Raw genomic sequence first — 26,625 nt, forward strand, 5'->3', positions numbered from 1 at the left:
GAGTGATTTAGAAATGTAAATTAGGTGTGCGACTTTTATGCGGTACTTTAACCTCAATTTATTTGAGGTTAAAGTACCGCATTTTTTCTATTCTGGCTCTTTTATTATTCATTGTTGATTTTCGAGTAGGTATGAGAAATATAAGCGGAGAAATTCCGTCTAATGTATATAGAGGATGCTTAAGGAACAAAATAAGGGGAGATATTTCCGTTAACTGCTCTAAATAAGACAAAATCCAAAGATTTGGATCATATAAACGGAAAAATTCCCCTTATTTTAAAGGAAATACAGGTGTTTCCTAAAATAAACGGAATTTCTCCTTTTATTTTTTAAATACAATGAAATCACCGTTCAGTTATAATTGCGCCAAAAATAAAAAAGCCCTAGAACGAATTCTAGGGCTTTTGCAGTTGCTATTTACGAAGTAATTATTAACGAGAGTAGAACTCAACGATAAGAGCTTCGTTAATTTCAGCTGGTAATTCAGAACGCTCTGGTAAACGAGTGAAAGTACCTTCTAATTTGTCTGCATCGAAAGTTAAGAAATCAGGAACGAAGTTGTTTACTTCGATTGCTTCTTTCACAACATCAAGATTACGAGACTTTTCACGAAGAGTGATAGTTTGACCAGGTGCTACGCGGTATGATGGAATATCAACACGAGCTCCATTAACCATAACGTGACCGTGGTTAACTAATTGGCGAGCTGCACGACGAGTACGAGCTAAGCCTAAACGATAAACAACGTTATCTAAACGTGATTCTAAAAGAACCATGAAGTTTTCACCGTGTTTACCTTGCATTTTGCCAGCTTTGTCGAAAAGGTTACGGAATTGACGCTCATTTACTCCATACATATGACGAAGCTTTTGTTTTTCTTGTAATTGCAATCCGTACTCGGAAAGCTTTTTACGTTGGTTAGGACCATGTGGACCTGGAGCGTAAGGACGCTTTTCTAATTCTTTTCCTGTGCCGCTTAAAGAAATTCCAAGACGACGGGATAATTTCCAGCTTGGGCCGGTATAACGAGCCATAATTGACTCCTCCTTGTGTGTTTTTATTTTGTAAAATAAAAACAGTTATGACGCAACGATTATGCTCATTTTGTTTTCATGTACCTTCGCCCTCGCAGCAGAGGGTTACGCAATACCCCATCATAATGGTTGTTTGTACAACCGATGGAACAAAATGATAACAAAAAAGTGCACATATAGGCTGCGATATTTTACACAAGGAGTATTATATAATTATTTTTAGGTTAAAGTCAATTATTATTATGATGATTTATGAATATTTAATAATTGGTTCAAATCTCTTATCAGGAGATTATGATATAATAATATAATAACTTTGATACGGAATTATACTAAAGTTACTTAATTGATAATTATGAATTTATTTATAAAATGGATTTCCCTTAACACCAAACTTGGGTACAAGGTGATGCTGAATGGAAAAAAAACATGATGAATTATTATCCATGTTAAAAAGTTGTTTTTTAGATATTTTAAACGAAGAATATAATTTGTTACATTTTGATCATGTTCTTGAAAAAATGTGCAAGCTAATTTCAAGTAAAATAATGGCAAAGAGAGTTGTCTTTTACTATTGCTCGGAATGGAAGGATCAATTAATTCTAGACGGTATTAATTTTGAGGATTCAGCTTTTATACAACAATATTCATTCAAGACTGAACCTAATGCTTTTGCTGATAAGCTTAACATGGAAGTAGAAGAATTCGTTGTTCAGGATGGACTTAGAGACTTAGGTTTATTAAAAATAATTGACCCTAATAAACAATTATGTAGCATCTACTTCATAGAAAAAATAGGACAGGTATGTGGCGATTTTTTAAGGATGGTTCAAAATCTGTCGAAAATGGCAGTAAGGGAGAAAAAATACCGACTTTTATTTGGTGTCACAGAGGAATTTCACTCCTCAATCGATATGGATGAAGTTTTAGAAGATATTATTGAAGTCATTCAAGAAGTTTATCCTGGATTTCACTATTCTCTATATCTTTCCCAAGATAATCATACAAATAGTAATCTTCCAATCAGGGGGTTGCAGTATAATAGTGAAAACGTTGTAGCAATGGAGGCCTATGTAACAGGAACTGTGAAAATAGAAGATTATTTGCATGAAACAGGATCCACCCTTTATGCACCGTTAAAAGGAAAGCAGGGAGTATATGGTGTTTTACAAATTACGGCACCAAATGTATTAGTTTTTCCAAAGAAAGAGGTAGAATTTATTTCTGTGCTAGCAAATACGGCTGGGAATGCTTTAGAGAATGCTCAGTTGTATCAGCAGTCGAAACGATTAATTGCTGACCTTAAGTTAATAAATGAAGTATCACATCGGTTGAATTCAATGCAGCGTTATTCTGATATTGTAACGTTTGTATGCGACCAAATCATTACCTCCTTTAATGCAGAAGAGGTTGGATTTATTCTGTTTAATGAAGGAAGTAACAAGACAACAATTTTAGATGGGAGTACTAAATTTTTCCAATCCCGAAATTCGGAAAGTTATATCCAATTTTTTGAGGAGCAGCTTCGTAAAGAGAAGAGTCCTTTGTTTATTGGAGATTTCAATATAGTCATTAAGGGAAATTATCGGTCTATTATGACGATTCCAATGATTCAAACAGGCAGGATGGTTGGGTTCATTATTGTGATGCACCAACAGCCTAATCATTTTTCATTTGATTCTTATAAATTATTGCAATCATTTATTCTTCATTCCACGCTAGCATTTGTCAATTCAACCTTAAGAGAAGAACTTGAACGAATGGTTGTGACTGATTATTTGACAAAACTTTATACTAGAAATTATTTAGATCAACAAATTCAAAAGTCAATGCGGGATGATGCCCAAGGGTCATTTATTCTCATTGATATTGACAATTTTAAAAGAGTGAATGATACATACGGTCATCAAGTAGGGGATGAGATTCTAATCCAGGTAGCGCATGTAATGAATGAAAGTATCCGAGATACGGATATTTCAGCACGCTGGGGTGGAGAGGAATTAGCGATTTACCTACCAAAGGTTTCGATGGAACGGGGAGAAGCAATTGCAAACCGAGTTGTAGAATATGTACGAAGTAAAACCGAACCAACTGTTACAGTATCCTGTGGGGTTTCGCATTGGACGAAAAAGGAAGTAGATTCAGTTGTCCAGTTATTTAATCGGGCGGACCAAGCATTGTACCACGCAAAGAGTTCGGGGAAAAATCGAGTTGTAACGCAAATAGAAATAGAAATAAATGAATAAAAAGCAGAAAAGTTAACTCTTTTCTGCTTTTTATTTGGCAACGTAAATATTTCCTTCTGCGAAAACGACAATGTATTCTAATTTTCGCCAATAAAGGCAGTGTTTTGTCGATAACTTTATAAAGGATATCGAGCTATCGTACAGAATTTGTGTAGAATGTAGTATTTTTGATAGCTAATCTTGCTATAAGGGAGCGAAGAAGCTTATGAGAAAAAATTCAAAGGAGGCAATTATTACAGCTGCGGTATCATTGTTCAATTCAAATGGGTATGATGGAACTTCCATTCGGGACATTGCCAGGGAAGCGAAGATTAATGCGGCAAACATTTCCTATTATTTTCGAAATAAGCAAGGCCTACTAGAATATTGTCTGACTGCATTTTTTGAAGGCTATATGGCAGAACTAGAAAAAGGCTTTTCAACCTTAGAAGCGGGTGCTACCGATTGTTTACGAGATATTTCAAAAAAACTGTGGTTTTACCAATGTAACCACATTCAATTAACGAGATTCGTACTACGGGAAATGTCTATTGATTCCCAAATCGTTCGCGAAATACTATCAACGTATTATTCTAAAGAAAAATATATTTTTCATACTGTCCTTGAAAAAGGGATTGAGGCAAAGGAATTTCATTCTCATGCCATCCATTATTTATTAATTCAATTTAAGGGACTACTGTCGATTCCGTTTTTAAATACGCAGTATTTAACGGAGGTATTGCATGTGTTTCCCCAAGAGCGCTATTTTGCCGATAAATATTTGCAGGAAATATATCGATGGATTGACGGGATTGTTTGTGCAAATTCAGGAAATCCATCAAACGGCCTATTAAAAACATCCTAACCAATTAATCGGTTAGGATGTTTTACTGTGCTAACTAGTACATTACATCCATTCCTTGGCCAAGATCCTTAATTTGATGGGCATCTGATCCATATACAAGTGAAATGCCAAGCTGCAGTGCTTTATCAACAATCCATTTAGGTGGATATGGTTCCCGACAAAGAGGCTTTGCTGTCCCAGCCCCATTGTAATCTAGTTCCATTCCATGTTCTTTTATTGCTGTTAAAATGTCCTCGATTTCATGTTGGAACTGTGCCTGTACTGGGAATTTTTTTTGGAATTTATGTACGAGGGTGATATGGCCTATTCTCTTTGGTTTGAAAGGACCTAAATCAGAAAGAATAGATTTCTTCACTGTGTCGAAATATTTTTGATAGAGTGCCTCAACTGACCCGTATATTTTGGACATTCTTCCAAAAACCTCAGGACTGTAGTCCATGCAATCATATCCATACTTGTGTTTTAAAAAGTGTACAGAAAGAATGGCATCATCAAGCTTTGGTCCAATAGAAGTTAGAAACTGCCCAATCTCCTGTTCGTAGCCTTCAATAAAATCTACTTCGAGTCCACAATGAATACGGATTTGGCTTGAATATTCCTTTTTCAATCTTTCAATATCATGGAAATAATGATGTAGTTCATCAGCTTCCATCGCGCTATCTTTTTCAGGTGTTGGGTCAACGAAACCCAATGGTAAAGGGGCATGTTCGGTAAATGATATCTCTGTAAACCCCAATACAATTGCTCGCTCAACATATTCGTTTAATGAATCTTTAGTCCCGTGTGGGCAATACGGTGAGTGAATATGGCCATCTCTTAGCATTGAGAGCGCCTCCTTTCAATGTTTGCACTGTTTCTATCATAAAATAATCTATTCTAACGTTTCATTCGAGAAATGCAGAAATTGTCTAAAAAAATATCATTTTCTTAGTCAAAAAATGTCGTTTACATGGTATCATATTAACATTGAAAAAGACATCGAAATGGAATGTTCGTTCTTTATATAAATAAAATTGAGTTTACTATTAAAAATATGAGCAGCGAAACTAACCAATAGCGGATAAAACTTCGGATTATGTGAGAGCAGGTGTGGGCAAGATGGGATATATAATTGGGGCAATATTTTTTGCTGTAATACTATGTTTAGTAATAATTGGATATTTTACTCGAAATAAATATTTTAAAGAAATAGATCGATTGGAAAATTGGAAGGTTGATATTGCAAATCGTCCCGTCCCAGACGAAATGTCGAAGGTAAAGCAGTTAAATATGACCGGTCAGACAGAGGAGCTCTTTGAACAATGGCGAAAGAGTTGGGATGAAATTGTTACGACCCAGTTACCTGAAGTAGATGTTTTGTTGTTTGATGCGGAAGAAGCGATTGATAAATTGTACTTTAAAAAAGCTACGACTATCCAATCGGAGATCCGCGCTATTTTAGAAGATAATGAGCAAACAATTAAAAGTATTCTAGCTGAGTTAACAGAGTTAGTTGGAAGTGAGCAAAAAAACCGTGAGGAAATGGAAGAGCTAAAGTCAGTGTATCGCGAATCCAAAAAGGCGTTATTAGCTCATCGACATACGTTCGGAAGTGCAGTTGAAGCATTTGAAAAACAATTGGATGAGATGACGGAGAAATTCCAATTATTCGAAGAGAAAACGGAAAATGGCGACTATTTGGATGCCAGAGAGCTAGTCATTTCAATAAAAGAGCGCTTGTTGATTATTTCTGAAAAAATGCAAGTCATTCCAAAACTGTTAAATGAGTGCGAAACAGGATTGCCTATTGCAATAAGCGAGCTGAAGGATGGCTATCAGGAAATGGTAGAACAAGGCTACCATCTTGAACATTTGCAATTTGAACAAGAGATAAATCGTCTTGAACAAGAGGTGAAAAGTTTCTTAATTCAGCTTAATCAAACTGATGTTGATCCGGTTGAAATTGGAATGGAAGCTGTTAAGGAAAGTATCGAACAATTTTATGAACTGTTAGAAAAAGAAGTATTAGCCAAGCATTATGTTCAAAAAAATAAAGATGATATAAAGAAAGCGCTAATTGAGCTGGCAGATCAATGTAGAATTCTAAATGAAGAAACTGCATATGTTCAGCAAATTTATCATCTAGCCCAAGCAGAGCTTGAAGCACAGCGAAAAGCAGAAAAGCAAATTGATATGTTAAATAAGCGCCATACTCTTCTTGAAGAGAGAATTCTGCAGCAAGATTTGGCACAATCTTATCTTGCTGAAGAACTAAATGAGCTTAAGGAAATGATTGAAGGTCTTGCCATTGAACAATCTCACTATCAAGAAATATTGCATGCATTAAGAAAAGACGAGATGGCAGCACGAGATAAAGTAAGAGAACTGAAAAAGAAAATGGCGGAAGCAATTCGAGCTATTTCAAAAAGTAAAATTCCTGGGTTACCAAAGGAATATGAATTTTTATTAGATGATGCTGAAGATAGTATCGAAGCGGTTGTTGAAAAGCTAGGGGAGAAACCACTAGATATTCCAACTGTTCAACATTTTCTAGATGGAGCGGTCCATGCTGTTGAAAGACTTGTGAACAATACGACCGAAATGATTGAAAATGTTCGATTAGCGGAAAAGGTTATTCAATATGGCAATCGCTATAAAAGTAAAAATCAACTAGTTGCAGAAGGATTACACGATGCAGAAATGGCTTTTAGGGAATTTGATTACAAAGCAGCATTAGAGCAAGCAGCAACGACGATTGAAAAAGTTGAACCTGGTGCATTGAAGAAAATTGAAACAATGATGTCAGAAAAAATACTTTGATTTTAATAAGCAGAGTGGGTTCGCCAATACATTATTGGGGAACCTCTTTTTTTAGGTAAATTTAATTGTTAAATTCCGCTCTAGCTACCAAATCGTTTTTGTGAAATATTACGATTCTATTTTGCTTTCATTTGTCTTTTTATCATTCTTTTGAAATAATAAGCTGAAAATGTCCGTTTGTTTAAATATTATTTGTTGCGAGTTAACTGGATTATGATAAGATTCAAAAGGTGAAATGGTTCGATGTTGAAAGGGGAAAAGCATGATTTATTTTGACAATAGTGCAACGACAAAGCCTTATCAAGACGTCATTGATTCGTTTGTTCGAGTTGCATCAGATTATTTTGGAAATCCATCCTCCTTGCATCAGTTAGGTGGAATGGCAGAGAAGCTGTTGTCACAAGCTCGAAATCAAATAGCAAAGCTTTTAAATGTTAAGGAGAACGAAATCCTTTTCACCTCGGGTGGGACAGAAAGCAATAATCTTGCTATCAAAGGAACGGCAATGATGTATCGGGGTCGAGGCAAGCACATTATCACTACAGAGGTGGAACATGCATCTGTTCGTGAAACAATGGAGCAGTTAAAACAATTAGGATTCCAGGTGACGTATATTAAACCAGATCATGACGGGAGAATTTCCGTCAAAGCTATAGAAGAAGCAATTCGGCAGGATACGATTCTTGTCTCGGTTATTCATGTCCAAAACGAGATTGGAACGATTCAACCAATTAACGAAATCGGATCATTATTAAAAGATTATCCAAAGATTCTTTTTCATGTTGACCATGTGCAGGGTGTGGCAAAAGTGCCATTGGATATCCAAGAATGTGGAATCGATCTTTGTTCCATTTCGGGTCATAAATTCCATGGTTTAAAAGGCACTGGGGCATTATATTTACGTGAAGGATTGCACATTTCACCACTTTTTTCAGGTGGGAATCAAGAATCAAAGCATCGGAGCGGAACCGAGAATGTGGCCGGTATGGTGGCAATGGCGAAAGCACTTCGCTTAACAATCGAAAACAATAAAAATAAACGATTGAGCCTTGAAAAAATGATGAAATACTTAAGAAGTGAGCTAAGTGATATTCCGGAAATTTCCGTCCATACACCTGAAGTGGGTGCTGCTCCACATATTATCAATTTTTCAATTATAGGTTATAAAGCGGAGGTCTTTGTTCATTCTCTAGCTGAAAAGGGTGTATTTGTATCAACAACAAGCGCCTGCTCATCAAGACAGGCTGAGGTTAGTAAAACCTTGTTAGCGATGGGCATCCCTGCTGACGAAGCTAAAAGTGCAATTAGAATTAGCCTTTCATACGAGAATACGATGCAAGAAGCAGTTGAGGCAGTAACAGCTATTAAAGCAACTATAAATTTGTTAGGTGAGGTAATGAAATAAAATGAATTACGATCGAATTATTATTCGTTATGGTGAAATTTCTACAAAAGGTAGAAATCGCAAATTATTTATCGACAAATTACGAAAAAGCATCAAGTCGTTATTAAGAAATACGCCTAAGGCGAAAATTGATGCAAGTCGCGACCGGATGTATATATTATTGAATGGTGAAAAGGGAGAAGAAATTATCGAGGGTTTAAAAGGAATCTTTGGCATTCAATCCTTTAGCCCCGCGATTAAAGTGGAAAAGGATATCGAGCAAATGAAAGCTGCCGCCTTGTCTCTTTTTCAACAGGTATATCAGCCGGGGAAAACGTTTAAAATTACCGGGAAGCGCTCCGATAAGACTTTTTCGTTAACGTCTGAAGATATTAACCAGGAATTTGGAGCACATCTACTCATTAACATTGACGGGTTAAAGGTTGATGTGAAAAAACCAGATATTAATTTATTAATCGAAATTCGTACAGATGCGGCCTATTTATCGTGTGAAACGATACGTGGTGCCAGGGGGTTGCCAGTTGGCTCTAGTGGAAAAGGAATGTTAATGCTTTCTGGTGGAATCGATAGTCCTGTTGCTGGATATTTAGCAATGAAACGAGGCTTAGAAATTGAAGGGGTTCACTTTTTTAGTCCTCCATTTACAAGCGAGCGGTCAAAGCAAAAGGTTATTGACTTAACAGAAAAGCTTGCCAAAGTGAGTGGTTATGTTGATCTTCACATCGTTCCTTTCACGGAAATCCAACAAATCATTCAAAAACAAATTCCTGAGAACTATTCAATGACAACGACAAGACGAATGATGCTGAGAATAACAGATGAGTTGCGAAAAAAACGCGAAGGGCTTGCAATTATTACGGGTGAAAGCTTAGGTCAGGTTGCCAGTCAAACGCTTGAAAGCATGTATGCGATTAATGAAGTAACGAATACACCTATTATTCGTCCGCTTATTACCATTGATAAACACGATACAATCGAGATTGCTCAAAGCATTGACACATATGAAATTTCAATTAGACCATTTGAGGATTGCTGTACAGTTTTTGTCCCTTCTTCACCAAAGACAAAGCCAAAACGGGACAAGGTTCTTCACTATGAAAGCTATTTTGATTTTGAGCCGTATATTCAAAAAGCTGTTGAAGGTACCGAAATGATTCGCATAAAAATCGGACACACAAACCATAATATGTCAGTGGACGACTTGTTCTAAGAAAAGCGGAAGCGGCTTGCTCAGCCCCGACAAGCTTAAGACGAGCCGGCTAGAAGGTTGTTATTTGACCTTCTGGACGGATTGGCTTAAGACCTCGAGGGGTTAGCCGTTGCAGCTAGACAATAAATATTCCTAAAAAATTGTGAAGATTTACCAACAAATGTTTTGCATGAAGCTATGTGATATTACACACTCTATACTCACAAGGAGGTGAAAATCACATGGCTAACAACAACAACTCAAATCAATTATTAGTTCCTGGAGTAGAGCAAGCTCTTAACCAAATGAAGTATGAAATTGCAACTGAGTTTGGTGTAAACCTTGGGGCTGACACAACTTCACGTGCTAACGGATCAGTTGGTGGTGAAATCACTAAGCGTCTAGTTTCAATGGCTCAACAACAATTGAGCGGTGGCTTCACTCGATAAAAAAACAAATAAAAATGGCTACAAGAAGCGAGTCTTCGGGCTCGCTTCTTTATGTTGTTTTTAGGGCTTATTCCAAACTTCGTGCTGAAGTGACAGCGTGTGATTGTTTTTGTCAAAATAAATAGAAAAATAATTTAAAATTTTGAAAAAATTTGGTATAGAATAAAAATCGTAGGGTTTATTGTAATATCAATTTTACTAAGGGGGAAATAGGATGGGTAGAGGAGAATTACTAGCACCGGAAAAATACAATTTAGTTAGCGAAGTAGAGCAATATGCAAAAGATGCTCTTAAGCTTGCATTGAAATGGGAAAATGAAGAAGGCGAAATAAACGAAGTTACATATAAGCAATTAATTGCGAATGCGAATAAAGTTGGCAATTTGCTATTGGAAAAGGGCTTGAAAAAGGGTGACGTTATCCTGGTAATGGTACCACGCCTAATCGAAGCCTACCAAGTATATCTTGGCGCATTAAAAGCAGGAATTGTTGTGATTCCTAGCTCTGAAATGCTGCGTAAAAAGGATTTGAAATATCGGATTAACCATGGTGATGTTAAAGCTGTTGTATGTTACTATCCGTATTTGGATCAGTTTGACGGTCTTGAGGAAGCGGACAAGCTAGAGAAGTTTGTTATAGGTGCCCAAGCGAATGGCTGGATTCAGCTTGATGGAGAGCTTGACCATGTTTCTGATCAATTTGATTATGCAGATACATTAGCAAGTGATATGGCCTTCTTATCCTATACATCTGGTACAACAGGGAATCCAAAAGGTGTTGTTCATACACATGGATGGGCATATGCACATTTACGTACTGCAGCAAAAAATTGGTTAGGAATCCAAGAAGGAGATAATGTTTGGGCAACAGCAAGCCCTGGCTGGCAAAAATGGATTTGGAGTCCGTTCTTATCCGTACTAGGGTCTGGTGCGACAGGTATTGTCTATAACGGTCGATTTGAACCACAAAAGTATCTTCAATTGCTTGAAAAGCATCAAGTCAATGTATTATGTTGTACTCCGACCGAATATCGGATTATGTCAAAGGTTGATAATCTAGATCAGTATCATCTGCCACAGCTACACAGTGCTGTTTCAGCAGGTGAGCCTCTAAATCGCGAAGTAATTGATACATTTAAACGCCACTTTAACCTTGAGGTCCGTGATGGGTACGGACAGACAGAAAACACTCTTTTAATTGGTGTAACAAAGGGTATGGAGTTAAAGCCAGGTTCGATGGGGAAACCGACACCAGGCAATCGTGTAGAGATTATTGATGAGAATGGACAGCCATGCCAAGTTGGAGAAGTTGGCGATATTGCTGTTCATGTTGAAACGCCTGCATTATTTAAAGAGTATTATAAAGATCCTGAAAGAACGGCAATGCAGTTCCGCGGTGAATATTATATTACCGGTGATAAGGCGAAGAAGGATGATGAAGGATACTTCTGGTTTGAAGGGCGTAATGATGATATCATCATTAGCTCCGGCTATACAATTGGACCATTCGAGGTTGAGGATGCACTTGTGAAACATCCATTTGTAAAAGAATGTGCAGTTGTGGCAAGTCCTGATGAAATTCGTGGAAATATTGTAAAAGCCTTTGTTGTATTAAAAGAAGAGGTTAATCCGAATGATCCAAATCTTATCAAAGCACTTCAAGAACATGTAAAAGAACTGACCGCACCTTATAAATATCCGCGTGCAATTGAATTTTTACAAGAGTTACCAAAAACTACCTCAGGGAAAATTCGTCGTATCGAATTACGTCAAAAAGAACTAGCAGCCTTTAGTGCAAAGTAATGGAGAAGAAATAAAAGGTCACCACTGGTTGACCTTTTATTTTTTTGCACTTTAAGCGTATAAATTTTCAGCAGTGCCGCATATCGACGTTGTGGAAAATTTCAGGAATAAAGTGTAAGCGCAACTACGCCTTTGCCTTCGCTTTACAAGCTCGCCAATTGGTGAGTTTTCTTTATGTATTTTTAAAGAATATCGTCATTATTTTACCTATTATTCCAAAATTTTTGTACAATGATTAATAATAATAGTTATCTAATCACTGGAACACTAATAGAAGTGAGATCCGTAGAGGAGGTATGAGCATGAATGGAAAACGGTGGGCGGCATTAGGAATTGCAGCAGGTTTATTTGTTTTTTCAATCGTCATAAATACGTTGAGTTCGTTTGCGTTTACAGATGTTGAATCAGGTTTTTCTGATTTTTTTGCAGCGGAAGATCAGCCATTTATGGAGGAAGTAATCGAAGAGGGCGATGAATTTAACAAAATTGCCATTTTATCGATTAATGGCACGATTCAGGACACAGGAGATGTTAGTTCTTTTTTTGAAAGTCCTACATATAATCATCGTTCGTTCATGGAAAAACTTAAATATGCTAAGGATGATGATACAGTACAAGGGATTATCCTTCAGGTGAATTCCCCTGGAGGCGGTGTAATGGAAAGTGCAGAAATCCATGATATGCTTGTGGAAATTCAAAAGGATACAAAAAAGCCGATTTATGTATCGATGGGATCGATGGCTGCCTCTGGAGGATATTATATTTCAACACCTGCTGATAAAATTTTTGCTAGTAAAGAAACATTGACTGGTTCCCTTGGTGTTATTATGCAGGGGATGAATTATGCCGGATTAGCAGAAAAATATGGTGTTGATTTCGTTACGATTAAAAGCGGTCCTTATAAGGATATTATGAGCCCTACAAGGGAAATGACTGAGGAAGAACGGAACATACTGCAAGAAATGGTTGATAATTCGTATGAGGGCTTTGTAAAAGTTATCTCAGAAGGAAGAGGAATTCCGATTGAAAAAGTAAAACAAATTTCAGATGGGCGCGTATATGATGGTCAACAAGCGAAGGAACTTAATTTAATTGATGATTTTGGTTATTTGGACGATTGTATTAAGAGCATGAAAAAGGCAGAAAACTTAAAGGATGCTCAAGTCGTAGAATATACAGAAAGCTTTGGGATTGAGTCTTTTTTAAACATGGGTGCCAATAAGCTAATGGGGAAAGATTTAGAAAATGCTGGATTAATTAAACTTTTATCTCAACCTAATTCGCCCCGACTGATGTATTTATATGCAGAATAACGGAGGCGAAACATTTATGAATCATGATGAATTTCAATCAGATCACCTGTATCAAGTTCGCCAGGCTATTCCGATTCGATTTGCTGGGTTTTGGATGAGGTTTTGGGCCTATTTACTTGATCTCGTCGTAATTGGTAGCATTGAAAGAATAGTAATCAAGCCACTCTTTCGGTTTTTAGATATTTCTTTGTATGAACAAAATATGTTTGCACCCATTGCGATTTGCTCAGCTATTATTTTTTATGGGTATTTTGTTTTCATGACAAAAGGATTTGGGCAAACATTAGGAAAAATGGTATTCGGTCTTAAAGTAGTTACATTAGATGGTACACCGTTGTCATGGGGAACAATTTTATTTCGGGAATGGATTGGGCGCTTTATTTCTGTTACTGTCCTGATTGGATATGTCATCGTCGCGTTTCTTCCGAAAAAACAAGGCATACATGATCTTTTTGTTGATACAACTGTCATTCACAAAACGTGAGTTTATAAACCTGCTGATTTTATCAGCAGGTTTATTTTTTACTCCTTAAGCTAATACTAAAGGGCTGAAAGGTCGTGAGTGAATTGAAATGGTTAGTCATTGGTCTTATCGTATTTTTATTCCTTTTGATCCTAATAATTATTACAAAATTAACCATTTTAGTTGATTATCATCATTACAAAGATGATGATCAGTTGGATGTGAAAATTAAGGCTTGGTATGGTCTTATTACTTATAAAATAGCTGTCCCTCTGATTAAAATTGACGACAATTCACCAGCTCTTGTTTTTAAAGAAAAAGTCCAAATGGGTGAACAAAAAGAGGTAGAGAAAACAAATAAATTTACAGCTAAGGATTTTATCCAAGGACTAAATGATACGAAGCAATTATTAACTCACATTATTTCATTGCATAAAATTATCAGGACATTTCTCCGTAAAGTTACGATTAAGGAAATACAATGGCATTCCATGATTGGTGTCGGTGATGTAGCCGCAACCGGGACTTTGACTGGTGCATTATGGTCCGTTAAAGGTGGATTAATAGGAATTTTAAGCAATTATATGCGTTTAAAGGAAATGCCAATTATGTCGATTACCCCAAGCTTTCAAAGACCTATAACACAGACAAAGTTTCAATGTATGATTCAATTTCGTCTCGGGTATGCTATGTTAGCAGGTATTAAACTAGTGAAATTCTGGAAGGGCGGACGTCCAAATTTCCAGTCAGATCACCTTAGGTTTTTGTCTAAGGACAAAACAAACAGTGTTTAAGATTAGGAGGAATAAGAAATGTCTGATCATCCAATTCAAGGACTAATGACTACAGCTATGGAAAATTTAAAAGAAATGATTGACGTCAATACGATTATTGGCGATCCGGTTGAAACCCAGGATGGAAGTGTCATATTAACGGTTTCAAAGGTTGGATTTGGCTTTGCAGCAGGTGGTAGTGAATTTATTCTTGATAACGGAGGTTCTGGATCTGGATCCGGTTCAGGTTCCAGGGGCGGCAAGGATTCACAACAAAGTAAAGGCGGATCTCAACATCCATTTGGAGGTGGTAGTGGGGGCGGTGTCTCAATTACTCCAATTGCCTTTTTGATTGTTAGCCCAAATGGTGTAAAAATGCTCCATTTAGATGAGAATACTCATCTTTACGAAAAAATACTAGATTTAGCACCTCAGGCTGTAGATAAAATTCAACAAATGATGAATAAAAAGGATCAAAATAAACAATCAGATCAACAAAATAATCAACATAACAGCAATGAGGGACACAAACAGGATTTAAACCTTTAGAAACTCGCCTCCAATGGCGAGTTTTCTTTTGTTATTGGAGATAAAATTAGGGCATTATCACTTTTTTCTTTTTTGAGAGTCTTCTTAATTGAAAAAATTATTCTGAAAAGTTATGATAAACACTATGAAAGATGTATTAATTGAGGAGGCAAAATAATGGCATCAATTACGTTTAAAGGGAACCCTGTAACATTATTAGGACAAGAAGTAAAAGTAGGAGAGAAAGCACCTAATTTTACCGTTCTTGCAAATGACCTATCTCCAGTAACTTTAGAGGATTCAAAAGGAAGTGTACGCCTAATTAGCGTAGTACCATCATTAGATACAGGAGTTTGTGATGCACAAACTCGTCGATTTAACGAAGCGGCAGCAAATCTTGAAAATGTAAATATTTTAACTGTAAGTGTAGATCTGCCTTTTGCTCAAAAACGTTGGTGTGGAGCTGCAGGAATTGATAAGGTTCAAACAGTCTCTGACCACCGTGATTTATCCTTTGGAGAAGCATTTGGAGTTGCGATTCAAGAGTTACGTTTATTAGCACGTGCTGTTTTTGTTATTGATTCAAATGATGTTGTTACATATGCAGAATATGTAAGTGAAGCAACAAATCATCCAAATTATGAAGCAGCAATTGAAGCAGCTAAGCAAGCAAAATAAATAATAGTTACAAGAATGAAAATAGGCCCCACTGTTGGGCTTATTTTTTTTGTTGTACTTTAAGAATGTAAAAATTTTTAGCAAAGCTGCTTATTCGACGTCGGTAAAAAATTTTAAGAATAAAGTATAAGCGCAACTACGCCACTGTCTTCGCCCTTACAGGCTCGCCAATCAGCGAGTTTTCTTTATCATATTTTGTAGAAATTTGCTTGAGAATCAGGACTTAGACCGTTAAAATAGGAAAATAGGATAAATTAGGAGGAAATTCATGGATAAAATCTCACCAGTTGAGGAGCTTTTTACAGTTTTTAATGAAACAGCTCTGATCATCCAAGAAGAGATATCATGTACATTTTTAGAAGCATTGGCAGAAACAGGAGAAAATCTATTTCAAGGCACCGTTCTTCAAGAAGAAATGAGTGAACTAAATAAAAAAAGGCTGGAAAAACTATACAGTCAAGTACAATTAAGTTTTTATCAAAAGGAAGAAATTAGAAAAGCATACCAATTGGTCATCTTAAAAGGCATGAAAGACAGTGTGCAGGCCAACCATCAAATGACGCCAGATACAGTAGGAATGCTGATGGGCTATTTGGTTAATAAATTCGTGAAAAAATCGTCGTTCAAGGTACTTGATCCAGCGGTAGGAACTGGAAATTTACTTGCAACCGTTATGAATCAAATTGAAACAAAGCATGTTGAAGCAATCGGAATTGATGTAGATGATTTATTAATTCGCTTAGCTTTTGTGAATGCAAATTTACAGCAGCATCCGATTGAGTTTTTTAATCAAGACAGCTTGGAACCTCTTTATGTAGATCCAGTTGATGCAGTAATTTGTGATTTGCCTGTAGGGTTTTATCCAAATGATGTACGTGCAGCTCAATACGAGATAAAAGCAGATGAAGGTCATACTTTTGCTCATCACCTGTTTATTGAACAGAGTGTTAAACATACAAAAGATGGCGGTTATTTATTTTTCATGATTCCGAATGGATTATTTGAAAGTGAACAAGCACCAAAGCTTCATGAATTTATGAAAGATAAAGTTATAATTCAAGGAATACTACAATTGCCTCTCACTATGTTTAAACAACAGCAATCAGCAAAAAGTATCCTTATCCTGCAAAAAAAAGGCGCTCAAATCAAGGCTCCAAAGCAGGTCCTTCTAGTGAATATGCCATCACTTTCAAATTCAAAAGAGCTGGAAAATATATTAGCTCAAATCGACAATTGGATGAACGAGAACAAAGAAAATGGATAAACTATATAAGGCCAGACAAAATCTTTCGTCTGGCTTTAAAAAGTTATATCGGAAAAATAAAAAAAGTCAGATATTTTGAATATATTTACTTTAGGGTGAAAACGCTGTCATAATCAAGAATTTCTTGAAAAGTGATATTCCCAGTGTTTTAATGAGGAATTGAGAGATATATTCTATATAATCTGTGCAAAATAAGCTTTGTACACGTCCTGAGGTTACACCTAGATGTGCACGAAAAAGGAGCGGAAGATTTATGGCAAAAATTATTGCAATAAATGCGGGAAGTTCATCATTGAAATTCCAATTATTTGAGATGCCTTCTGAAGATGTCATCACAAAAGGTTTAATTGAACGTATAGGTTTAACAGACAGTATTTTTAACATTACCGTTAATGGGGAAAAAATTAATGAAGTTACTGACATTCCAAACCATGAGGTAGCAGTTCAGCTTTTAGTAAACAAGCTAACTGAACTGGGAATCATTCAGTCATTAGATGAAATCGAAGGTGTTGGTCACCGTGTTGTACATGGTGGCGAGGAATTTAATGACTCCGTCCTTATTACGGAAGAAGTATTGAATAAAATTGAAGCTTTATCTGAATTAGCGCCGCTTCATAACCCTGCAAATATTACAGGAATTAAAGCATTTGCTCATGTACTTCCAAATGTTCCAGCTGTTGCGGTTTTTGATACTGCTTTCCATCAAACAATGCCTGAAAGCTCATTCCTATATAGCTTACCTTATGAGTACTATGAAAAATATGGTATCCGAAAATATGGTTTCCATGGTACTTCTCATAAGTATGTTTCAGAGCGGACAGCTGAATTACTTGGTCGTCCAATTGAAAATTTACGTTTAATTTCTTGCCACCTTGGTAATGGTGCTTCTATTGCTGCTATTGAAGCTGGTAAATCGATTGATACTTCAATGGGCTTTACACCGCTAGCAGGTGTGACAATGGGAACTCGTTCAGGGAATATTGACCCTGCGCTTATTCCATATATCATGGAAAAGACAGGCAAAACAGCTGATGAAGTGTTAGATGTTCTCAACAAGAAAAGTGGTATGCTTGGTGTTTCTGGTTTTTCAAGCGACCTTCGTGATATCGAAATTGAAGCAGAAAAAGGAAATGATCGCGCTGAATTATCATTAGAGGTATTTGCTAATCGAATTCACAAGTATATTGGTTCATATGCAGCTCGTATGAATGGCGTTGATGCGATTATCTTTACTGCAGGAATTGGAGAGAATAGTGAATCGATTCGTGCCCGTGTCCTTAAAGGCTTAGAATTCATGGGTGTATATTGGGATCCTTCCTTAAACAAGGTACGTGGAACAGAAGCATTTGTTAACTACCCACACTCACCAGTTAAAGTCTTAATTATTCCAACGAATGAAGAAGTCATGATTGCTCGTGATGTTGTGCGTCTTTCACATGTGGCACTTCAACCGGCAAGCATGTAATACATTTAAACTGCCTGAGGAATTCCTCCTCGGCAGTTTTTTTGTTTTTAGAATTCATACTGTTTCGTATAGAATGATTCCGTTTTTCTTCACGGTGTTGCTTTGTGCTATACTTAATAAAACGGTTTAGCATTGGGGGGTTGAGTGATGCCACTTACTGAACGGGAAACAAAAGTATTACAAAATATTGCTGAGTGGAGTAATCAGCTTTATCGATATCAACCTAATGATTTCGAATTAACTTTTGATAAATATCTTGATCAATCATTTTCGCTCCTGCCGGAGGGTGTTCAGACACAATTTTTTTCATTACTTGATAGTTGGTTATTTCATTTACACGCACTTATTCAAGGATCCCAGCTACAAATGGATGCCAAAGAGCGCATACTAACAGCAGGTCGAATTTTCGATCCAGGTATAGCCAAGATCGAGGATTTACGCGAACTTAGCATTGAACAATTGCAATACATAGCGGAGCAGCAAATAGCAAGGCATCGTTTTTATTCAATGGTACAAGGTGGACTGACTGGAACTGGGGGTTCCCTAGTGCTCGGTTCTGATATTCCAGCAATGGCCGTGATCAATCTTCGAGTTGTTCAGTTGATTGCGATGACATATGGATATGAAGTGAATACGCCCTTTGAAATGATGACATCGCTTAAGGTCTTTCACGGTGCAACACTCCCATCAAGATTACAGGGTAGAGCGTGGGAAGATTTACTTGATGATTTAAACGAGCATCAAACTTATTATTTTTATGAGGGAAATGAAGAGATAACGGATATTATTTGGATGGAGCAGCCGATTAAACAAGTGTTAAAGGCAATCGTCATATCATTGTTTAAAAAGAAAACGATGAAAGGTATTCCTCTTGTTGGTATTGGAATTGGAGCAAGTACAAACTATCTTTTCACTAGAAAGGTAACGGATTTTACCCATAAATACTACCAAATGAGATACTTAAGGGAAAAAGAGGGGACAATTTTAGGATGAGTATAAAAGAACATAAGCAGTCAGCACCTAAAAAAGTGAAGTGTAAAATTATCACAGTGAGTGATACACGAACAAAGGAGACTGACAAAAGCGGGAAGCTAATGATCGAGTTGTTAACCGAGGTCGGTCACGTGATTATCGATCATGTCATTGTTAAAGATGAAGCAGCGCCTATTCGTGATGCGGTGTTAAAAGGCTGTGAGGATCCTGAAATTGACGCAGTTCTAACAAATGGTGGAACGGGAATCGCAATTCGCGACGTGACAATTGAAACAGTCAGTGCCTTATTTGATAAAGAAATCACAGGCTTTGGAGAAATATTTAGGCTGTTGAGCTATCAAGAGGATATTGGTTCGGCTGCCATTCTATCAAGGGCTACTGCGGGCGTCATAAATAATAAAGCAGTTTTTTCCACACCAGGCTCAACCAGGTGCAGTTAAGCTGGCAATGAATAAATTAATTTTGCCTGAGCTCGGTCATGTGGTCAGTGAATTACAAAAGGATTTGGATTTATAGTCAACAGGAATATAAAATATTACGATAGATATAATAAGAAAAGAGCCTATTTCCAATAAAGAGGAAATAGGCTCTTGAATCATTTTTGGGATTCGAACTTATGAAGATCGAGATGGCCACTAAAAGTGGAGTACAATTGAAGAGGTGTCTTACTGATCTAATTTTTGTTCACGGGTGTCTTCGGATGTTCGATACCAAATCCACAAGTCATTGATCACAGAGGCAAGTTCAGCAATTTCATTGTTTAAACGGCAAGAATGCATAAAATCATTCTCATCTGAAAGCTGATTAAGCTTACGGTTAATTTCCTTTTCTAAGGATGAGATTCTGTCGGGAATTTGGCCTCGAATATTTTCCCAGTGAAAAAGAATCTCTTGCTGGGTCATCATGTTGTACTCATCCCATTCCTTTTCCAAGGAGGGTACTGGTATTCCTAAACGCTCATCGTGGAAAAAATAACCTTCCATATTTTAACTCCCCCTTCGTTTTATTGTCTTAATTTTACTATAATTCTGGTTTCTTATCCATTGACAGATTTGTGACATTCGTCACGAAAAACATTTTTTGCAAGAATTGTAGAATTACGCTTGAAATTTTCTAGAAAAATTGCTAAAGTGTATACATATTTGATTGAATAAAAATTAAAAAACATGAATGTTTATACAATAGAATGGAGGAACAATATAAATGAGCAAGCCTAAATTAGTACTAGCATATTCCGGGGGTTTAGATACTTCTGTAGCAATTAAATGGTTAATGGAAAAGGGTTATGATGTTGTTGCGTGCTGCCTAGATGTTGGTGAAGGAAAAGATTTAGCTTTTATTCAACAAAAAGCAAAAGATATGGGTGCAGTTGAATCCTATATTATAGATGCAAAAGAAGAATTTGCACAAGACTTTGCTTTGGTTGCACTACAAGCACAAGCGTATTATGAACAAAAATATCCACTTGTTTCTGCTCTTTCTCGTCCTTTGATCGCCAAAAAACTAGTTGAAATTGCAGAAAAAGAGGGTGCTGTTGCAGTAGCACATGGTTGTACAGGAAAAGGAAATGACCAAGTTCGTTTTGAAGTTTCCTTCTCAGCATTAAATCCTGAATTAGAAGTATTAGCACCAGTACGTGAATGGAAATGGTCTCGTGAGGAAGAAATTGAATATGCAAAGGAACATAATATTTCGGTTCCAATTAACCTTGATAGCCCATACTCAATCGATCAAAACCTTTGGGGAAGAGCAAATGAGTGTGGAATTCTCGAAAATCCATGGGTAGCTCCACCGGAAGATGCATATGAATTAACAGTTAGCTTAGAAGATGCTCCTGACACTCCAGACGTAGTAGAAATTGGGTTTGAAAAAGGAGTGCCGGTAACATTAAATGGTGAATCATTATTACTTTCTGAAATCATTCTAAAATTAAATGAACTAGCAGGTAAACATGGTATCGGTCGTCTTGACCATGTTGAAAATAGACTTGTTGGAATTAAATCTCGTGAAGTATATGAAATCCCTGGTGCATTAACATTACTAAAAGCTCACAAGGAGCTTGAAGACTTAACACTTGTTAAGGAAGTTGCACACTTTAAACCAATTATTTCACAAAAAATTGCAGAAGTTATTTATAACGGCTTATGGTTCTCTCCACTAACAGATGCATTAAAAGCATTCTTAACAGAAACTCAAAAGTATGTAACCGGAACAGTTCGTGTAAAACTTTTCAAAGGACATGCGATTGTTGAAGGAAGAAAATCACCATATTCTTTATATGATGAAGCATTAGCTACTTATACTTCTGAAGATCAATTCGATCACGATGCAGCGGTAGGATTTATTAAATTGTTTGGTCTTCCAACAAAGGTTCAAGCAATGGAACAAGTCAAGAAGGTGACAGTGTGAAAAAGCTTTGGGGCGGTAGATTTACCAAAACTGCAGAAGAATGGGTAGATGAATTTGGTGCTTCCATTTCCTTCGACCAACAGCTAGTAATGGAGGATCTAGAAGGTAGCATCGCCCATGTTAGCATGTTGGCTAAAAGCGGAATCCTTTCATCTGAAGAAGGAGAAACAATCAAAAACGGCCTGCTAGAATTGAAAGAAGAAGCAAAGCAAAATCAGCTACCGTTTTCCGTGAAATTAGAAGATATTCATTTGAATTTAGAAAGCTTTTTAACTGAAAAAATTGGTCCTGTCGGTGGCAAGCTTCATACTGGAAGAAGCCGAAACGACCAGGTTGCAACAGATATGCACCTTTATTTACGCAATCAAGTGGCAAACATCATTGAATTAATTGGCGAAATGCAATCCTCATTGCTTGAGCAAGCGGAGAAGCATGTGGAAACTATTATGCCAGGGTATACACATTTGCAGCGTGCCCAGCCGATTTCGTTTGCACACCATATACTTGCTTATTTTTGGATGCTTGAACGAGACAAAGCTCGCTTTACTGAAAGTTTGAAAAGAATTAATATTTCACCACTGGGTGCCGGTGCGTTAGCGGGAACTACTTTCCCAATTGACCGTTATTTTAGTGCTGAATTGCTTGAGTTTGAAGGCATTTACGATAATAGTCTTGATGCAGTCAGTGATCGTGATTTTATCCTGGAGTTTTTATCAGATAGCTCCATTTTAATGATGCATCTTTCAAGACTAAGTGAGGAAATCATTCTTTGGTCGAGTCAGGAATTTAAATTTGTAGATCTAGATGATAGTTTTTCAACAGGAAGCAGCATTATGCCACAAAAGAAAAATCCAGATATGGCCGAACTTATTCGCGGAAAAACAGGTCGTGTTTATGGAAACCTCGTTGGTTTGTTAACTGTTTTGAAAGGCTTGCCGCTTGCATATAACAAAGATATGCAGGAGGACAAGGAAGGGATGTTCGATACTGTGAAAACCGTAACAGGCTCCCTTAAAATTTTCGCAGGAATGATTCGTACAATGAAGGTTCGTACGGATGAAATGAAAAAAGCAACGAAAAATGATTTCTCAAATGCAACGGAGTTAGCTGATTACTTGGCTGATAAGGGCATGCCGTTTAGAGAAGCACATGAAGTGGTAGGGAAATTAGTGCTTACATGTGTAAATAAAGGGTGTTATCTAGCTGATTTGTCCCTTGCTGAATATAAAGAAGCAAGTTCATTGTTTGAGAAAGACATATACCACGCATTGGATCCATATACAGCAGTTGAGCGTCGTAACAGTGCTGGTGGAACTGGATTTAAACAAGTCAATATCGCGCTTGAAAAAGCAAAAAAATGTCTTGAAAATTAAAAGGTTGGCTCCTCGGAGCCAACCTTTCTTTTATTAAAGTAATTAGAGTATAAAATTTTGATGGGTGTCTAGCTCCAGGCGCCATCGGCTCGAGGTCACAAGCTAATCCGTCCAAAAGGTCAAAGAACAACCTTTCGGCCTGCTTGTCTTGTGCTTGTCGCCGATAAGCGGGCGCCTTACGCTTTTCTTTGTTAAGTATTTGTTTTATTCAGCATCTGGAGTGCGGACTACAAGTACGTCACAGCTCGCATAGCGAATGATATGTTCAGATACACTTCCGATAAAGAAGCGTTCAACTGCATTTAAACCAGTTGCTCCACACATAATTAAGTCAACATCATTATTTTTGGCAATATCTTTTGGAATCTTTACCTTTGGAGAGCCATAATCGACAATATAGTCGACATCTTGAATACCTGCATCTACTGCTTGTTTTTGATAGTTTTGCATTAATTCAGCTGCGAATTGGTCTGCTCTTTCTGCAATAGCACGATCATAAGCTTCTACTGTTGCAAAGGTGCGGGTATCAATGATGTGTGTTAATAAAAGCTTAGCATTATTTCTTTTAGCTACTTCAACAGCCTTTGTAAATGCCCATTCTGCTTCTTTTGAACCATCAACAGCAACTAATATTTTTTTGTATTTTAGTGTCATATTTCTCTCCTCCTTTACCTTTATTATACAATAACTGACGATGGTGTATATATGTTTATGAGTGTAGGACACTAAGAATGTTTAAAGGATTTGGAGTTTTAGAGAGGAGGATGGAAACATGAAAAAATACGAGCAAAACAAACAACCTGACTTTACTTACAATGAAGATGGTGCTAAGCAAGTAAGTGAGCAAATAATGGATGCGTATAACAGTGGCGTGATCGACCAACGTGAATACGAAAATAGTGTTGGGACCGATAAGGAGACATTATCCTAAGTATGTGACAATCAAAAGAACTGCCCCTTGGATTGGGGCAGTTCTTTTGTATCTAACTTAATTAGATGTTTGTTTTCTTTTTTTCTAAACTTGGCTTTCACTTGCATATACATATATAAGAGGAGGAAGGGAGGTTTTCGTTTTGCGTATTGGTATACCGAAGGAAATAAAAAATAATGAAAATCGAGTAGCCATTACCCCTGCTGGAGTTTGGAATCTGACGAAAAATGGGCATGAAATTTTGATTGAACAGAATGCTGGACTTGGCTCAGGTTTTACTAATGATGACTATCATGCCGTCGGCGCAAAAATTGTCCATCATGCAGCGGATGCTTGGAGTACGGATATGGTTATGAAGGTAAAAGAACCACTTCCAAGCGAATATGGCTATTTTCGTGATGGTTTAATTATTTTTACATATCTTCACTTGGCACCAGAACCCGTATTAACGAAAGCCTTACTTGATCAAAAAGTCATCGGAATTGCTTACGAAACAGTACAGTTAGCGAATAGTTCCCTTCCTCTTTTGACGCCGATGAGTGAGATTGCTGGTAGAATGGCACCGCAAATTGGAGCACAATTTTTAGAAAAAGTGTATGGTGGAAAAGGGATTTTATTATCTGGAGTTCCTGGTGTTTCGAGGGGGAGGGTAACGATTATCGGCGGCGGTGTTGCTGGAACAAATGCCGCGAAGATGGCCATTGGCTTAGGTGCTAACGTGACGGTCATTGATGTAAATCCTGAAAGATTACGTCAGCTTGATGATTTATTCGGTCATAGAATTGTGACCTTGATCTCAAATCCATATAATATAGCGGATTCGGTAAAAGAATCGGATTTAGTCATTGGCGCTGTGTTAATTCCAGGAGCGAAAGCACCAAAACTTGTAACAAACGAGATGATAAAGGCAATGACGACCGGCTCAGTCGTTGTCGATATAGCCATTGATCAAGGCGGTATATTTGAAACGACAGATCGAATGACTACACATGAGCACCCAACCTATGAAAGATATGGAATTGTCCATTATGCAGTCGCTAACATGCCTGGTGCTGTTCCAAGGACCTCTACCTTTGCCTTAACGAATGTGACCGTTCCTTATGCGGTTCAAATTGCCAATAAAGGCTACAAGCAGGCCTGCCTCGATAACGAAGCCCTTATGAAGGGTGTTAACACACTTAAGGGCTATGTCACCTATAAGGCTGTTGCAGAAAGCTTAAAATACCCGTATAAAGATGTGAAAGAGCTTTTATAGTAAGGCTGTGTTAAAACTCATTATTGTTTTTGGTTTAAGTTGATTGGAGCGAAGCGCCTGGAGCGGAAATCAACACTCTAAATTAAGAAAGCTTATAGTATAAAAAGAGGATCTCTTGAACTTATACGTTCCAGGATCCTCCTTTTGTTTTATTTAATTATTTGCAGTTCTTTTGGAAATTTCGTTAACAGCTCATAGCCTGTTGCGGTGACAAGTACATCGTCTTCAATCCTAACTCCAGCAATTTGAGGTACATATATCCCTGGTTCAACCGTAAATACCATTCCCTCTTGTAGCAACAATGGATTTTTTTCAGTTACGGATGGATATTCATGGATGCTAATCCCTAAGCCATGCCCTAAACGATGTGGAAAGTATTCACCAAAGCCAGCTTCAGAAATGATTCTTCTTGCTGTTAAATCAATCTCAGAGCAGGCAACACCAGGCTTAATGGCTTCGATGGCTGCAAGCTGCCCCTTTAACACTGTGTCATAAATCTCTTTTTGTTTATCAGAAATTTCCCCATAGGCAACGGTTCTCGTAATATCAGAGCAGTAGCCATCCACAACTACACCTAGATCGAATAACACTAAATCACCTTTTTTTACCTTTGTCTCGCCAGGTGTACCATGAGGTGCTGCAGCGTTAGTTCCAGTTAATACCATCGTTGAAAAAGACATTTGCGATACACCCTTTTTCTTCAATGCATACTCAACTGCCGCTAAGATTTCCAGTTCAGATTTCCCTTCTTTGATTTCTGAAATACCGGTTTGAATTGCATAATCAGCCAATTCACAGGCCTCGCGCAGCTTTGCTATTTCATTCTCGCTTTTAATCATTCTTAGCTTCCTAAGCTTTTCCTCCGCAGAGATGAAAGAGACACTAGGATAGATCCCGTTGATCATTTCATAACGTTCAACATTCATATGTTCTTTTTCGATTGCGATTGTAGATACGGAATTTACTCGTTTCGCAATTGCTTTATGTACTAATTCCCATGGCTGATCGATATCGCTGTAGCCAATTATTTCATACTGCCAACCTGCATTTCTAGCTTCGTTTACCTCCATTCCAGGACAAATTAAAAACGGTTCAGCATCCTGAAATATGGCTAATCCTAATAAACGTTCATGTGGATCACTGAAAAAGCCACTTAAATAAAAGACATTTTCAGAAGAGGTTAGAAAACAAACTTGAGTGTCGTTTTCCCTCATCCACTTAGATATCTCCTGCAATTTCAAAATAAAAACCTCCTAATGACTTAATAAACTAGTTTCGTATTTGGAATAAGCTTTAAAAAAGCTCATTCTTGGTTATTATTTACATTTAATGTTGATTGGAACGGAAGGCGCGAGACTCCTGCGGGAGTAGCGTGTCACGGGAGACCCCACAGGCGCAAAGCGCCGAGGAGGC

General features: G+C 37.3%; 24 protein-coding genes and 1 pseudogene. 20 read left to right on the top strand and 5 right to left on the bottom strand.

Features of this window, described 5'->3' with window-relative positions; all coding sequences use genetic code 11:
• Positions 1 to 431: 431 nt before the first annotated feature.
• Positions 432 to 1,034, bottom strand: a complete 603-nt coding sequence (gene rpsD / locus RGF10_RS05685) for a 30S ribosomal protein S4 (RefSeq protein WP_318507988.1) — start codon at positions 1,032 to 1,034, stop codon at positions 432 to 434.
• A 416-nt stretch (positions 1,035 to 1,450) separates the two neighbouring features.
• Here rpsD and RGF10_RS05690 point away from each other — a divergent pair, with 416 nt between their 5' ends.
• Both RGF10_RS05690 and refZ read left to right on the top strand, forming a co-directional pair.
• Positions 1,451 to 3,280 carry a sensor domain-containing diguanylate cyclase gene (locus RGF10_RS05690; protein WP_318507990.1) on the top strand — a complete coding sequence of 610 codons (1,830 nt, stop codon included), beginning with the start codon at positions 1,451 to 1,453 and terminating at the stop codon, positions 3,278 to 3,280.
• A 205-nt stretch (positions 3,281 to 3,485) separates the two neighbouring features.
• Positions 3,486 to 4,124: a forespore capture DNA-binding protein RefZ gene (gene refZ / locus RGF10_RS05695; protein WP_318507992.1), complete on the top strand. Its 639-nt coding sequence runs from the start codon at positions 3,486 to 3,488 to the stop codon at positions 4,122 to 4,124.
• Positions 4,125 to 4,158: 34 nt separating this feature from the next.
• On the opposite strand, the gene hisJ is transcribed toward refZ, so the two are convergent.
• Entirely contained in the window at positions 4,159 to 4,947 is a 789-nt protein-coding gene (hisJ, locus tag RGF10_RS05700; protein ID WP_318507994.1) for a histidinol-phosphatase HisJ, read from the bottom strand.
• 275 nt (positions 4,948 to 5,222) lie between these two features.
• On the opposite strand from hisJ, the gene ezrA reads away from it, so the two are divergent.
• From ezrA to RGF10_RS05770, 14 genes and pseudogenes are all read left to right on the top strand, one after another.
• On the top strand, positions 5,223 to 6,923 hold the full coding sequence (ezrA, locus tag RGF10_RS05705) for a septation ring formation regulator EzrA (protein ID WP_318507996.1): 1,701 nt from the start codon (positions 5,223 to 5,225) through the stop codon (positions 6,921 to 6,923).
• Positions 6,924 to 7,185: 262 nt separating this feature from the next.
• Positions 7,186 to 8,328, top strand: a complete 1,143-nt coding sequence (locus RGF10_RS05710) for a cysteine desulfurase family protein (protein WP_318507998.1) — start codon at positions 7,186 to 7,188, stop codon at positions 8,326 to 8,328.
• Position 8,329: 1 nt separating this feature from the next.
• Positions 8,330 to 9,538, top strand: coding sequence for a tRNA uracil 4-sulfurtransferase ThiI (gene thiI, locus RGF10_RS05715; protein WP_318507999.1), 1,209 nt, complete (start codon positions 8,330 to 8,332; stop codon positions 9,536 to 9,538).
• 221 nt (positions 9,539 to 9,759) lie between these two features.
• Positions 9,760 to 9,966, top strand: a complete 207-nt coding sequence (locus tag RGF10_RS05720; RefSeq protein ID WP_318508001.1) for an alpha/beta-type small acid-soluble spore protein — start codon at positions 9,760 to 9,762, stop codon at positions 9,964 to 9,966.
• A gap of 214 nt (positions 9,967 to 10,180) precedes the next feature.
• The gene (mbcS, locus tag RGF10_RS05725) at positions 10,181 to 11,767 is read left to right on the top strand and encodes an acyl-CoA synthetase MbcS (protein WP_318508003.1); all 1,587 of its coding nucleotides are present in this window, start codon (positions 10,181 to 10,183) and stop codon (positions 11,765 to 11,767) included.
• Positions 11,768 to 12,069: 302 nt separating this feature from the next.
• Positions 12,070 to 13,080, top strand: coding sequence for a signal peptide peptidase SppA (gene sppA, locus RGF10_RS05730; protein WP_318508005.1), 1,011 nt, complete (start codon positions 12,070 to 12,072; stop codon positions 13,078 to 13,080).
• 16 nt (positions 13,081 to 13,096) lie between these two features.
• Positions 13,097 to 13,564, top strand: coding sequence for an RDD family protein (locus tag RGF10_RS05735; protein ID WP_318508007.1), 468 nt, complete (start codon positions 13,097 to 13,099; stop codon positions 13,562 to 13,564).
• Between the two features lie 74 nt (positions 13,565 to 13,638).
• Positions 13,639 to 14,337 carry a DUF2953 domain-containing protein gene (locus RGF10_RS05740; protein ID WP_318508009.1) on the top strand — a complete coding sequence of 233 codons (699 nt, stop codon included), beginning with the start codon at positions 13,639 to 13,641 and terminating at the stop codon, positions 14,335 to 14,337.
• A gap of 18 nt (positions 14,338 to 14,355) precedes the next feature.
• A complete protein-coding gene (gene ytfJ, locus RGF10_RS05745; protein ID WP_318508010.1) occupies positions 14,356 to 14,865 on the top strand; it encodes a GerW family sporulation protein in 510 nt (169 codons plus the stop codon).
• Positions 14,866 to 15,021: 156 nt separating this feature from the next.
• Positions 15,022 to 15,522, top strand: coding sequence for a thiol peroxidase (tpx, locus tag RGF10_RS05750; protein ID WP_318508012.1), 501 nt, complete (start codon positions 15,022 to 15,024; stop codon positions 15,520 to 15,522).
• 268 nt (positions 15,523 to 15,790) lie between these two features.
• Positions 15,791 to 16,786: a class I SAM-dependent methyltransferase gene (locus RGF10_RS05755; protein WP_318508014.1), complete on the top strand. Its 996-nt coding sequence runs from the start codon at positions 15,791 to 15,793 to the stop codon at positions 16,784 to 16,786.
• 253 nt (positions 16,787 to 17,039) lie between these two features.
• Positions 17,040 to 18,251: an acetate kinase gene (locus tag RGF10_RS05760; RefSeq protein WP_318508015.1), complete on the top strand. Its 1,212-nt coding sequence runs from the start codon at positions 17,040 to 17,042 to the stop codon at positions 18,249 to 18,251.
• Between the two features lie 147 nt (positions 18,252 to 18,398).
• Entirely contained in the window at positions 18,399 to 19,244 is an 846-nt protein-coding gene (locus RGF10_RS05765; protein ID WP_318508017.1) for an EcsC family protein, read from the top strand.
• Positions 19,241 to 19,760, top strand: a pseudogene (locus tag RGF10_RS05770) (molybdenum cofactor biosynthesis protein B). The gene RGF10_RS05765 and the pseudogene RGF10_RS05770 overlap by 4 nt, the downstream one beginning before the upstream one ends.
• A gap of 149 nt (positions 19,761 to 19,909) precedes the next feature.
• Here RGF10_RS05770 and RGF10_RS05775 read toward each other — a convergent pair.
• A complete protein-coding gene (locus RGF10_RS05775) occupies positions 19,910 to 20,227 on the bottom strand; it encodes a hypothetical protein (protein WP_318508019.1) in 318 nt (105 codons plus the stop codon).
• Between the two features lie 220 nt (positions 20,228 to 20,447).
• Here RGF10_RS05775 and RGF10_RS05780 point away from each other — a divergent pair, with 220 nt between their 5' ends.
• Positions 20,448 to 21,653 carry an argininosuccinate synthase gene (locus tag RGF10_RS05780; RefSeq protein ID WP_318508021.1) on the top strand — a complete coding sequence of 402 codons (1,206 nt, stop codon included), beginning with the start codon at positions 20,448 to 20,450 and terminating at the stop codon, positions 21,651 to 21,653.
• Positions 21,650 to 23,026: an argininosuccinate lyase gene (argH, locus tag RGF10_RS05785; RefSeq protein ID WP_318508023.1), complete on the top strand. Its 1,377-nt coding sequence runs from the start codon at positions 21,650 to 21,652 to the stop codon at positions 23,024 to 23,026. The genes RGF10_RS05780 and argH overlap by 4 nt, the downstream gene beginning before the upstream one ends.
• 204 nt (positions 23,027 to 23,230) lie before the next feature.
• Here argH and RGF10_RS05790 read toward each other — a convergent pair whose 3' ends face one another.
• Entirely contained in the window at positions 23,231 to 23,680 is a 450-nt protein-coding gene (locus RGF10_RS05790; RefSeq protein ID WP_318508025.1) for a universal stress protein, read from the bottom strand.
• Between the two features lie 118 nt (positions 23,681 to 23,798).
• On the opposite strand from RGF10_RS05790, the gene RGF10_RS05795 reads away from it, so the two are divergent.
• Both RGF10_RS05795 and ald read left to right on the top strand, forming a co-directional pair.
• Positions 23,799 to 23,957, top strand: a complete 159-nt coding sequence (locus RGF10_RS05795) for a hypothetical protein (protein ID WP_318508027.1) — start codon at positions 23,799 to 23,801, stop codon at positions 23,955 to 23,957.
• Between the two features lie 142 nt (positions 23,958 to 24,099).
• A complete protein-coding gene (gene ald / locus RGF10_RS05800) occupies positions 24,100 to 25,212 on the top strand; it encodes an alanine dehydrogenase (RefSeq protein WP_318508028.1) in 1,113 nt (370 codons plus the stop codon).
• Positions 25,213 to 25,361: 149 nt separating this feature from the next.
• On the opposite strand, the gene RGF10_RS05805 is transcribed toward ald, so the two are convergent.
• Positions 25,362 to 26,456, bottom strand: coding sequence for a M24 family metallopeptidase (locus RGF10_RS05805; RefSeq protein ID WP_318509339.1), 1,095 nt, complete (start codon positions 26,454 to 26,456; stop codon positions 25,362 to 25,364).
• Positions 26,457 to 26,625 lie beyond the last annotated feature (169 nt).

The organism is Bacillus sp. T3, assembly GCF_033449965.1.
Classification (GTDB): Bacteria; Bacillota; Bacilli; order Bacillales; family Cytobacillaceae; genus Bacillus_BU.